Source organism: Cohnella massiliensis, assembly GCF_900169535.1.
In the GTDB taxonomy this organism is placed as follows: domain Bacteria; phylum Bacillota; class Bacilli; order Paenibacillales; family Paenibacillaceae; genus Cohnella; species Cohnella algarum.
The window spans coordinates 770,655-783,041 of sequence record NZ_LT821258.1 but is presented as its reverse complement, the minus strand read 5'-3'; the positions used below and the strand labels follow the sequence as shown (position 1 = coordinate 783,041).

Below are 12,387 nucleotides of genomic sequence, written 5' to 3'. Positions count from 1 at the left end.
GCCCATGAAGAAGATTTTAATCGGAGATCGAATTGTAAAAACCTATGGCGAGGGCGGCGAGAAGCGCAACGTTCTGGACGGCGTGTCGGCGGAAATCGGCGAGGGAGAGTTCGTCGCCGTCATGGGGCCTTCGGGATCGGGAAAGTCGACGCTGCTGTTCGCGCTGAGCGGGACGGATCGCGTGGACGGAGGAAAGGTCGTGTTTGACGGCAGGGAGCTGTCGGAGATGGGGGAGAACGAGCTTTCGGACCTGCGCAGGACGAAAATGGGGTTTGTGTTTCAGCAGCCGACGATGCTGAAAAACCTGAACCTCCTCGACAACATCATTCTCCCGTCCATGCGGGGCAACCGGAAAAACGCCGCGCGAATTTCGGAGAAAGCCAGGGCGCTGATGAAACGGACGGGCATCGCGGAGCTCGAAAAGCGCGACATTACGCAGGTTTCGGGCGGTCAGCTGCAGCGTGCCGGCATTTGCCGCGCGCTGATGAACGATCCGAAAATCATTTTCGGCGACGAGCCCACGGGGGCGCTCAATTCCAAATCCGGGCAGGAGATGATGGACCTGTTCTCCGAAATCAACGCGGACGGAACCGCCGTTATGCTGGTCACGCACGACGCGAAGGTCGCGGCGCGGACGGAACGCATTCTGTTCATGCGCGACGGAAGCCTCGTAAGCGAGCTGAAGCTGCCGAAGTTTGACGGCGCGGATATGGAGGGCAGGGTCGAGCGGGTAACGGCCAAAATGCGGGAGATGGGGATTTGATTTTCGCGCGGAAGGGATCTTGAAAAATTTGTCGAATAATCCAACATAGCATCTATTCGACAATATTCACGATAAGAGTTGGTTGAACTGTTAAAGAGATCTCTGCTCGTTTGCCTGCTCGGCCTCCTCGCGGTTTCTCTCATTCCGTTGTCGCTTCTGTCGAATGACGACCGTCAAGCCGGCGACTTGCGAGTCCGGAACGGGGTCATGGACCTCTCCTCATGGAATCGCGAGCGGGATGCGCGAATCCGGCTGGACGGCGATTGGGAATTTTACTGGGGCCGGCTGCTGGCCCCCGACGATTTTCGCGGTAACGCGCCCGCAACTGCCGCCTACATGAAGGTTCCGTCCCAATGGAACGGCAAAATCGTTGACAGCCGCCCCTTGCCTGCTTACGGCTACGCGACCTACCGGATGGTCCTGAAAAACGTGCCGTTCAGCGGCGTTTTTGCGTTGAAAAAAAACAATATCCGCTTTTCGAGCGCCATTTTCGTAAACGGGCAAAAGCTGTTCCAGGATGGAACGCCGTCCGCGGAAGCGGCGGGTTACCGCCCCGGCAACACGCCGCAGTTCGGGCTTGTGTCGCTTGAGAAGGGGGATGTGGAAATCGTCGTCCAGGCCGCCAATTACGATTACATCAATGCGGGCATTCCGATCTCCCTCTACTTCGGCGAACAGGCGGCCATGGTGGAGCGCGAGGTGAAAAATTCGACGCGCGAATTCAGCATCCTGGCGATTCTCGGCACGCTGGCGCTCATTTATTTGATCTGCTACGCGGCGACGGCCGTTTACCGCAACAAGGATGCTTCGCTGCTCCTGTTCGCGGTCGCCTGCGCGCTGTTTGCCGTTTATCACGGCCTCGTCGGCGAACGGACGCTCTTGCTGCTTTTGCCCGATGCCGCTTTCGAAACGATGTACAAAACGAAGGATATCGCATCGATGGCCGGCCTCATTGCGCTCTCCGCTTTTTTCTACAAGCTGCAAAAAGACATGGTTCCCCTAAGGCTGCTGCAAGCGGTAACGGCGGTGTTGGGAACGTTTCTGATTCTGGTCGGACTGCTGCCCGTTCGCATCTACACCGTCATTCAGGTGTTCGTCATTTTCATGTACGAAGCCTTGCTGATCTGGATGCTTCTGAAAGCCGCCGTTCTCTTCGTCAGGAGCGCGCCTCGCGGCCGGCTTAAAACGTTGCTGCTATTCATGGCGGTCCTCATGATCAATCTGTATTCCCTGGACATCATTTTATTTGCCCTCTCCTGGAAAGAAAATCTTTGGCTTTCGCAGTTTTATATCGTCGTCTTCAACGTCGTCGTCCTCTTCCTGGTCGTTCTCCGGTTTTTCGAAGCCTACCAAACGGTCGACGAAATGAAGAACAGGCTGCTTCAGGCCGACAAGATCAAGGACGATTTTCTCTCGAATACTTCCCACGAATTGAAGACGCCGCTGAACGCCATCGTCGGCATCGCCGATACCTTGCTCAAAGGAATCGAGGGACCGGTTACGGAGAAACAGGCGCAAAACCTGGCCATTATTTTGGGGAGCAGCAGAAGGCTAACCCATCTTGTGAACGAACTGCTCGATTATTCCAAAATGAAGCATGGAGACGTTGCGCTCCAAAGGAGCAGGGTCGATTTGAAGGCGACCGTCGATTCGGTCGTCCGGATTCATACGTTTCTGCTCGGCGGCAAGCCGATTTCGCTGGTCAACGGCGTGCCGGCGGACTTTCCCGCCGTGCAGGCGGACAGCAACCGGCTCATTCAAATTTTGCACAATCTGATCGGCAATGCGGTCAAGTTTACCGACCGGGGGGAGGTGGCCGTCCGCGCCAGGGCAATCGGCGATATGGCGGAAATCCGGGTAAGCGATACGGGAATCGGGATCGAGGCGTCCATGCAGCAGCGCATTTTTAACGACTTCGAACAGGTCGATCCTTCCGAAACCCGGAGCTACGAAGGAACCGGCCTCGGCTTAAGCATCACCAGGAGGCTGGTAGAGCTACACGGAGGCGAAATCAGGCTGGAATCGAGTCCCGGACAAGGCTCGGTATTTATATTCACGCTTCCGAGAGCGGATGCGGTTTCGGCTTCTGGCGCCGCTGCCGGACAGCGGGAAGAGAAGGGGCCGCCCCGCCCGGATGCCGTCGTCCCGAGATCGGAATACCCCGTCTTCATCGAGGGGAAGGTCGACGAGCCGATTCTCGTGGTGGACGACGATTCCGCCGGCCTGCAAGCCATGATCAACCTGCTCCGGCTGGAAGGGTATTCGATCGTGGCGGTCAATCGCGGACAAATGGCGCTTGAGCAGCTTTCCCGGACGCCGGATTTTTCCCTGGCGATTCTGGACATTATGATGCCCGACATGTCGGGCTACGAAGTGCTTCAGAAAATCAGGGAGCGATTCTCTTCCTTCGAGCTGCCGGTTTTGATGTTGACGGCGCGAAGCAGGCCGCACGACGTGAGGTCGGCGCTCGAAATCGGGGCCAACGACTTCGTCGCAAAGCCGTTCGAAGCGGAGGAGCTGACGGCTCGCGTCCGAAGCTTGACGAGATTGAAGGCTTCGGTGCGAAATGCCGCGAACGCGGAAATCGCGTTTTTGCGTTCGCAGATCAATCCTCATTTTTTGTACAACGCCTTGAACGCGATTGCCGAATTGTGCCTTGACGACCCCCGGAAGGCGGAGGAACTGACGCTGAATCTTTCGGACTATTTAAGAAGCAGCTTCGATTTCAAGCAATTGGACTCGTTGACGACGCTGCGCAGCGAGATGGAGCTCGTGGAAGCGTACGTGCATATCGAGCGGGCGCGTTTCGGGAGCCGGCTTGAGGTCGAGTACGAGGTGGAGGCGGACCCGGATAGCCGAATCCCCCCGCTGATTCTGCAGCCGCTGGTTGAAAATGCGATCCGGCACGGCTTGCTGTCTACGTTTAACCGGGGGAAAGTGTCCGTAACCGCGAAAAGGGCGGAGGGCGGGATTCGTTTTACCGTGGCGGATAACGGGAGCGGGATGAGCGAGAGCAGAAGAAAAGCCGTGCTGAACCCGGATTCGGACTCCGATTCGGACAAAAAAGGCGTCGGATTGCGGAATATCGACAGAAGACTCAAGCTTTTGTACGACACGGGCATTCGGTTGGATAGCGAAGAAGGGGCGGGGACATCGGTATCGTTCGTCATTCCGGCGCATCCGTCCGGAAAGCAGGGAGGGTAAACCATGTTAACGGCAATGATTGTAGACGATGAGGAATTGTCGGTAAAACGGCTGAAGAGGCTTTTGCACGAGAGCGGCGAGTTCGGCGCATGCCACGCTTTCCTGAACCCGGCGGAGGCTTATGAATTCGCGAAAACGAATCCGATCGATATCGCCTTCCTGGATATCGCCATGCCGAAGCTGGACGGCATGACGTTGTCCGGCAAGCTGCGGGAGCTTGACGATTCCATCAAGCTGGTGTTCGCGACCGGATACGGCGACTACGCCGTCAAAGCGTTCGATATCAACGCCCTGGATTATCTGATGAAACCGGTCACGGCGGAGCGGTTGGACCTGACCTTGGGCAAGATCGGCAAGGGGCGTCAAAGCGCTCCTTCCCTGCGCATTCGGCTGTTTAACGGATTGAACCTTGTCAACCGGGGCCGTCCGGATGTTCCGCTCAAGCTGCGAAGCCCGAAAACCGAAGAATTGTTTGCCTTTCTTCTGTGCAAGCGCACGGTAAGCCGCGAGGAAATCGTCGAAACGCTGTGGGGCGGCCTGGAGACGGACAAGGCGTTAAAAAACCTGAACTCGACTCTTTACTATTTGCGCCAAGCGGTCGACGCGGACAAGACCGGGAGCGTCATCCACGCGGGCCGAACGGAGATTCGAATCGAAGAGAACGGCATCGATTGCGATTTGTACGAATTCGAACGGCTGCTGAAGGAAATTCGATCGGCTCCGGAACGGGCCTCCAGACTGCTCAAGAAAGCGGAAGCGCTGTATGCCGGAGAACTTCTGAAAGGAAAAGCGTTCGAATGGGCCGTCCCGATCCGGCGGCGGCTGGAGCAAGAGTACATTCGGGAGCTGGAAGCGGCCGGCAGGCACAACCGGAAAAACGGTCTGCTCCCTGATTCCCTGCACGATTTCGGCGTCATTCTGAAGCTCGATCCCTTGCGGGAAGACATCCATCACGAAGTGATCCGATTGCATATCGAATTGGGGAACAAGAACGAGGCGCTTCGCCAATATCGCCTGATGGAGAAGCTGCTGGAACAGGAACTGGGCATGAGGCCCGATTCCCGAATCGAGGAGGATATCCGAAATTTGACGCGCTAGCCGCCGGCGACCGCCGCGCGCAGTGGAGTAAAAATAACTCATCTCGCCCTCTCTGCGCGCACGCGTCTGATCAGGATGAGTCGTGGTGACTCATCTTGGTCCTTTAAACGCCCATAACCGCGAGCCATTTGAGTAAAAGTGATCCATCTCGCCCTCTCTGCGCGCATGCGTCTGATCCGGATGAGTCGTGGTGACTCATCTTGGCCCTCCAAACACCCATAACCGCGAGCCATTTGAGTAAAAATGACTCATCTCGCCCTCTCTGCGCGCACGCGTCTGATCCGGATGAGTCGTGGTGACTCATCTTGGCCCTCCAAACGCCCATAGCCGCGCGCCAGTTGAGTAAAAATGACCCATCTCGCCCTCTCTGCGCGCACGTTGGCCGCTCAATTGAGTCGTGTTTACTCATCTCCTCCTGCCCAACGCCTATCGCTCCGGGGAGTTCTGTCTTTCTGGGATGTCTCCGGCGTTTTCTTGTTTATTCTGCGTTTATCGCCATTCTTTATAATGAGACGGAAAGCACTAGGCGATCATATTTGACAAAGGTGGGTTATGCGTGAACAATCAGAACGGCGCGCGAAGGATCGGGGCTTTTTCCGGCAGAAGGCTGCTCCTGCTGCTCTCCAGCCTATTGCTGATCTTGTCCTTGTTCCCTTCGGCGGGCCTTAGGGCCTATGCCGAACCTTCTGCAATGGACGGAGACGGCTCGTTCGAAAATCCTTGGCAAGTTAAGGATGCGTACGATCTGGCTTCGATCGGAACGACAGGGTACCCTTTAAGCGACAGCTACATTTTGATGAACGATGTCGAGCTTACAGGCGAATGGGGTCCGATCGGCCTGAACGACGGCGTCGGCTTCTCCGGAATATTTGACGGCAACGGCAAAACGATCAGCAATTTGTATATCGACCGGCCTACGGAGGACAATATCGGCTTTTTCTCCAAAATAAGCAACGGACATGTGTTCGATTTGACAATCGAGACGGCGGCGCCGGGCGTTGTCGGTCGGGTCAATGTCGGCATTCTGGCAGGAACGATCGAACAAACGAACATGTTCGAGAGATCATGGATTACTCTTATTACCGTCAGCGGAGACGTGACGGGAGATACCTATGTGGGCGGTTTGGCAGGCCTGACGGATGCAGACGAGGATTCAAGGGTCGAGTTCGCTCACAATCGGATGGTTTCGGGTAAAGTGACAGGCAAAAACAACGTCGGAGGGTTGGTCGGCAAGTTTGTAAACGGGTCGATATACAACTCCTATTCTGAAGCGGAAATCGTTAGCACCCAGGTGACGGGAGGGCTGCTCGGATTTGCTACTCAATCGGATATAAGCAGAAGCTATTCGACGGGAACCGTACAGGCGACCGGGAGCTCCATCGGCGGGCTTGTGGGCGTGTCGCTTGAAAACGACATCGAGACTTCGTATGCTACCGGAGATGTAGCGGGCGACAATCAAATCGCCGGATTGATCGGCTATTCCTCTCTCGACAGCATCGAGCACAGCTATGCGGCGGGTCATGTCGATGCGACGGGCACGATCCATGGCGGGTTAATCGCCAATAACTCGGATTCGAGCTCGGAGGTAACCGCGTCCTATTGGGATACGACCGTATCCGGCAAGGAGGATGAGGACGAATCCGACGCTTCTCTGTACGGCATAGGGCGGAGCTCATCTGCCATGATGGATGAGGCTACGTTCACGTCGGCATCGGAAGAATCCGACAAGTGGGATTTCGAAGAAGTTTGGTTCATGGAGACCGACCGTTATCCGCAGCTATACGGCATCTCGGGCATCAATTTCGATGTAGAACCGGATTACGTATCGGGTCAGCAAACGCACGCGCATGAAATTACGATCGAACCCGATACGAATATGTTATTTCCGGGTCAGTCGATCGATGTTTATCAGGTTACGGAGAACGGCGATGAGAAGGTCGGCACGATTACCGAGAACTCGAATGCAACCGTCCCGTTCGCGTTGGACACGACCGGATTGGACGATGGAACGTTGAAATTGGCCGGCTTTTATTTAATAGACCAAAATGGCAACAAGTCGCGTATCGCTTATTCCGAAATCGAGATCGATAGCACATCTCCCGTTTGGGAAGACGGCGCCTCCATCACCCAAAACGAGAGCGGCGGCAATGTCGAGTTATCCTGGGACAGCGCTACCGACGGCACGGGCAGCGGAGTGGAATATTATAATGTGTATGTCAACAGCGAGGTTAGCCAGATTTGGGGTACGACGCATACCATACCCGCCCCTTCGACGCCTGCCTATTACGCGGTCGAGGCCGTGGATCAGGCCGGCAATAAGAGCACCCGGCTTTCCATCGGCGGAACGGCTTCGGCGATCATGATTAGCGGCTCAAGGAATGTCGTCATCGGACAAGCGATCATGCCTTTCTATATCGCCTCCGTAACGGGCGCTCCGTCCTATATGCAAGGTTTAGGTACGTATGTATTTGGGGGAACGTTGGCCTTTTACGTTGACGGCGTTTTGCAGATCGAGAATGTGCCGATCACGTCGACAATCGCGGGGATTGCACCGGCCGGCATGTTTAACTTTAATTACAGCCAACTCCCGGAAGGCGTTCATACCCTTAAAGCCGTTTATTCCGGTTATATCGGCGAATTCCACGGTACCCCTTATTATGTCAATCCGAGCGAGGCATCCCTCGAGGTCGCGGTAAGCGCACTAAACGTAACGTCAAGCGATCCGAGCGGCACGGAGAATGACGGCAAGACGAAGCTGGCGGTGACGCCGGACGTTTCGGCGGGCAACAAATGGGTGTACCGCAACTTCGGCAGCGGGGACGTGATCGTGCCGAATAAAGGCGATGTGCTGGACCCGACCGGCTACGCGGATCTGCCGGCCGACGGCCTGATTCCGGCGGCAAACTTCGATAAGATCGGAGTCGTCGAGATCGACGCGGCGACGGGAACGGTCGTGCACATCGGGCAAACGACGGCCGTGGCGGCGGACGAACCTCCGGCCCCGGTTCCGGCGACGGGGCTGACGGTAACGTCGAACGACCCGAGCGGCGCGGAGAATGACGGCAAGACGAAGCTGACGGTGACGCCGGACATTTCGGCGGGCAACAAACTCGTGTACCGCAACTTCGGCAGCGGCAGCGTGACGGTGCCGAACGTGGACGATGTGCTGACCGATTACGCGGATCTGCCGGCCGACGGCCTGATCCCGGCGGCGAATGGCGATCGGATCGGGGTAGCGGAAATCGACGCGGAGACAGGAAAAGTCGTGCGTTTCGGGCAAGCGTCGGCCGTGGCGTCGGATGAACCTCCGGCCCCGGTTCCGGCGACGGGGCTGACGGTGACGTCAAGCGACCCGAGCGGGGCCGAGAACGACGGCAAGACGAAGCTGGCGGTGACCCCGGACGTTTCGGCGGGCCATAAGCTCGCGTACCGCAACTTCGGCAGCGGCAGCGTGACGGTGCCGAACGTAGGCGATGTGTTAAACGATTACGCGGATTTGCCGGCCGACGGCCTGATCCCGGCGGCGAATGGCGATGCAATCGGGGTAGCGGAAATTGACGCGGAGACAGGAAAAGTCGTGCGCTTCGGCCAAGCGTCGGCCGTGGCGGCAAACGAGCCTACGGAACCCGGAACGGGCCCCGATCCGGAGCCGGTTCCGGCGACGGGGCTGACGGTGACGTCGAGCGACCCGACTGGCGCGGAGAATGATGGCAAGACGAAGCTGACGGTGGCGCCGGACATTTCGGCGGGCAACAAACTCGTTTACCGCAACTTCGGAAGCGGCAGCGTGAGCGTGCCGAACGTAGACGATGTGCTGACGGGTTACGCGGATCTGCCTGCCGACGGCCTGATCCCGGCGGCGAATGGCGATGCAATCGGGGTAGCGGAAATTGACGTGGGGACAGGAAAAGTCGTGCGCTTCGGCCAAGCGTCGGCCGTGGCGGCAAACGAGCCGACGGAACCCGGACCGGGCCCCGATCCGGAGCCGGTTCCGGCGACGGGGCTGACGGTGACGTCGAGCGACCCGAGCGGGGCCGAGAACGACGGCAAGACGAAGCTGACGGTGGCGCCGGACGTAACCTCGGTCAACAAGCTTGTGTACCGTAATTTCGGCAGCGGCAGCGTGACGGTGCCGAACGTAGGCGATGTGTTGAACGATTACGCGGATCTGCCGGCCGACGGCCTGATCCCGGCGGCGAATGGCGATGCAATCGGGGTAGCGGAAATCGACGCAACCGGCGGCAAAGTCGCGCGCTTCGGCCAAACGACGGCTGTGGCAGCAGCGGAGCCTGCGGTAATTACGCCAGTTCCCGTACCTCCAGCATCCGCGCCTGGCGCAACTGATGACACGGATGATGCGGAAGTTCTCGTAAACGGCAAGGCCGAAAAGCTGGGCAAGGCAACGACGACCGAAGTCGGCGGCGTGAAGACGACAATCGTCACCGTCGATCCGGCCAGGCTGCAAGCGAAGCTGGAGGCGGAAGGCAGCCGTACGGTTGTGACCATACCGGTCGCAACGGGATCGGATACGATCATCGGCGAGCTGAACGGACAGATTGTCAAGAACATGGAGAATGCTTCGGCTACGCTTGTTCTCCAAACGGAAAAGGGGACCTACACGCTGCCGGCGCTGCAAATCAACATCGACGCGATTTCCGAACGGGCGGGCGAGTCGGTGGCGCTGGAAGAGATCAGGGTGCAGATCGAAATTTCCGCTCCGAACGCGGAAAAAGTCACATGGGTAGAGAATGCAGCTGCAAACGGCACATTCACGCTTGTTGCGCCCCCGGTCGAATTTACGGTGCGCGCGATTTTTGGAGATCAGACGGTAGAAGTCGCTCGATTCAATGCTTACGTAGAGCGTACGATCGCGATTCCGGAAGGCGTCGACCCGAACAGGATGACGACGGGCGTGGTCGTGGATCCGGACGGAACGGTACGCCACGTGCCGACGAAGATCGTCGTCATCGACGGCAAGTATTACGCGAAGATCAACAGCTTGACCAACAGCATGTACTCCGTCGTCTGGCATCCGCTCGAGTTTGCCGACATGGCGAATCACTGGGCGAAGGATGCGGCAAACGACATGGGATCGCGGATGGTTATCGAGGGGACGGGAAATGGCCTGTTCAGCTCCGATCGCGAAATCACGCGCGCCGAGTTTGCGGCCATGGTCGTTCGCGGTCTCGGCCTCAAGGTCGAGGGCGGAGCGGCATCCTTCACGGATGTCGAGGCATCGGACTGGTACGGCGGCGCGGTCGGCACGGCGGCCGAGTACGGTCTGATCAGCGGCCTGGATGACGGCACGTTCCGACCGAACGAGCGCATTACGCGCGAGCAGGCGATGACGATGATTGCCAACGCAATGAAGGTTACCGGCTTGAAAGACAAGCTGCCGGAGGCATCGGCAGACGCGGCGCTTGGCTCGTTCGCGGACGCGGCAGCGGTATCCGGATGGGCGAAGAGAGGCATTGCCGACTCCGTTCAAGCCGGCATCGTATCGGGCAGAGGGGAAGCCGGACTGGCACCGAAAGCCTACGTGACGAGAGCCGAAGCTGCAACGATGATACGGCTGCTGTTGCAGAAGTCCGATTTGATTTAATCGCTTAACAACAAGAGCCTTCGAACCGACCGGTTCCGAGGGCTCTTGTTTATTCGACATTCTCTCTCCTTTAGACGGCGGAGTCGATTTGCTTGGCAAACCGAAATATTCAAGTTCTTACTCCCGGCAAGAAGTCTGTTGGTGATCACCCGGCTCAGCCAGGCTTTCCGATGTTCGGCATTCTTGAAATCGGGCGCTTTTTCCATTAGTTTGATAAAGGGATCCTGAATCGCTTCTTTGGCGTCCTCGCAGCTGCCGAGACGAACCGTGGCAATCCGGAACAGCGTGCTGGCGTACGTTTCATAGCTCATCATCGTTTTCCGGCCGGGCAATCGGTCACATTGTACGGCAAGAAGGAGGGATAAAATCATGAGCAAGCCGGAAATGAACGTAGCCGTCGTATGCGGACCGAATTGCGAGTTGGAGATGAAGGAAGATTCGTCATGCCCGAATTGGCCGAAGAGGTTTATGAAGCCGGGGAACCGGCCGGGGACTTCGGACCGGATGAAATCAAGCGTTTCGCCAGGTTGAAGGAGAAAATCGTGATTGCAAACGGATGTACGCTCGGAGAGCCGGGGATGGCCAAAGCGTTAGCGGATGCGGGGTGCAAGGCGTACATCGGACCTGACGATTATCCGGATGGAAACGCGGCGCTTATGTTTGCTATCCGACTATTTTACGAGATGATTCAAAATCGAAAGAGCGTGAAAGAAGCTTTCGATCTGGCGCGAGCCACGGACAAGGAAATGTCGATGTACCGGTTTTATGGGCAGGAGGACCGTTAAGGCAATCATCCGTCTCCTCGATCGTCGGGGTCGCAACGGGGACGCGAGCAAATCGCGTCCTCGTTTTAATCCTGATTCAGGGGCATTCTCCTCAGCAGATCGTCCATATCGTCGACAGGCACGGCCAACCCGGCTTTCATGCGCCCGCCCTCGCGATCCAATTCCGTCGTCGCGTAGACGACGGCTACGACGTTGCCGCGTTCGTTGATGACCGGACTGCCGCTGTGGCCTTTGAAAATTTGCGCGTCGATCGCGAGCGCCGGCTTCGGCCGGTTTCGAATCGGCACCAGGCCGATCAGCTTGCCTTCTCCGGCGATTTGCGAAAAATAAAGCGGATTGCCGATCACGAAGACGGAGTCGCCCGCCTCCCACGGCCGTTCGCGTTCGATTTCGATATAAGGCAGTTCTTCGCCGCCCAAATCCACCTTTAAAATCGCGATATCCAGCTCGGGATCGGCGGCTTCAAGCTCGGCTTCATATCCGGGCGAGCGATCCGGAAATTGTACCACCGTAAACGCATTGTCCACGATGACATGGTAATTGGTGACGATATAGCCGTTCGAGATATGGAAGCCCGTTCCCTTGCCCTTGTCCGAGCCGATCTGGACGATCGCTTCCTTGTAGCCTTGAATGTCTTCCCGGCTGGAAATCTCCCCGGATTTGAAAAGAAAGGGCAGCGTTTCCCGATTGTAGATTCGCGGCCAAAACGCCAAGATGTTGCCGACGAGCGAGGCCGCGAGGAAAACGAGCACCGCGTTCCGGATCCATTTGCGTCGGGGAGGCGGGGCGTCTTCGTCATCCTCCTCTTCCATCCAAATGTCATCTTCCAAAGGGGCAGCGCCCTCGTGCATCTGCTTGTCTGTCTCCGCGACGGAGACTCGCTTGTCTTCGGCTTCCGTTCCTTCCTTCTCTCGATCCACGAGGCTCCCCCTCTT

The 12,387-nt window shown here is 57.4% G+C and carries 6 protein-coding genes and 1 pseudogene; 5 read left to right on the top strand and 2 right to left on the bottom strand.

Going from position 1 to position 12,387, the window contains the following annotated elements; translation table 11 throughout:
* The first annotated feature begins 4 nt into the window (after positions 1–4).
* The 4 genes from B7E11_RS13030 (at position 5) to B7E11_RS29560 (ending at position 10,667) form a co-directional block, all read left to right on the top strand.
* Positions 5–763, top strand: a complete 759-nt coding sequence (locus tag B7E11_RS13030) for an ABC transporter ATP-binding protein (protein ID WP_080834952.1) — start codon at positions 5–7, stop codon at positions 761–763.
* A gap of 78 nt (positions 764–841) precedes the next feature.
* On the top strand, positions 842–3,967 hold the full coding sequence (locus B7E11_RS13025) for an ATP-binding protein (RefSeq protein WP_139787168.1): 3,126 nt from the start codon (positions 842–844) through the stop codon (positions 3,965–3,967).
* 3 nt (positions 3,968–3,970) lie between these two features.
* Complete coding sequence (locus B7E11_RS13020) at positions 3,971–5,065, top strand: response regulator (protein WP_080834947.1); 1,095 nt, start codon at positions 3,971–3,973, stop codon at positions 5,063–5,065.
* 556 nt (positions 5,066–5,621) lie between these two features.
* On the top strand, positions 5,622–10,667 hold the full coding sequence (locus tag B7E11_RS29560) for an S-layer homology domain-containing protein (RefSeq protein WP_176220729.1): 5,046 nt from the start codon (positions 5,622–5,624) through the stop codon (positions 10,665–10,667).
* Here the strand turns inward: B7E11_RS29560 and B7E11_RS13005 are convergent.
* Complete coding sequence (locus B7E11_RS13005) at positions 10,664–10,978, bottom strand: RNA polymerase sigma factor (RefSeq protein WP_240353279.1); 315 nt, start codon at positions 10,976–10,978, stop codon at positions 10,664–10,666. The two genes, B7E11_RS29560 and B7E11_RS13005, sit on opposite strands and share 4 nt — an antisense overlap.
* A 111-nt stretch (positions 10,979–11,089) precedes the next feature.
* On the opposite strand from B7E11_RS13005, the pseudogene B7E11_RS13000 reads away from it, so the two are divergent.
* Positions 11,090–11,452 (top strand): annotated as a pseudogene (locus tag B7E11_RS13000) (delta-aminolevulinic acid dehydratase); the annotation flags it as partial.
* A 65-nt stretch (positions 11,453–11,517) separates the two neighbouring features.
* On the opposite strand, the gene B7E11_RS12995 reads toward B7E11_RS13000, so the two are convergent.
* On the bottom strand, positions 11,518–12,372 hold the full coding sequence (locus B7E11_RS12995) for a S1 family peptidase (protein ID WP_245809705.1): 855 nt from the start codon (positions 12,370–12,372) through the stop codon (positions 11,518–11,520).
* Between the last annotated feature and the right edge of the window lie 15 nt (positions 12,373–12,387).

Coding starts and splice junctions, on each gene's coding strand:
- B7E11_RS13005 (WP_240353279.1), bottom strand. CDS start 10,978: ATGAGCTATGAAACGTACGCCAGCACGCTGTTCCGGATTGCCACGGTT.
- B7E11_RS13030 (WP_080834952.1), top strand. CDS start 5: ATGAAGAAGATTTTAATCGGAGATCGAATTGTAAAAACCTATGGCGAG.
- B7E11_RS13020 (WP_080834947.1), top strand. CDS start 3,971: ATGTTAACGGCAATGATTGTAGACGATGAGGAATTGTCGGTAAAACGG.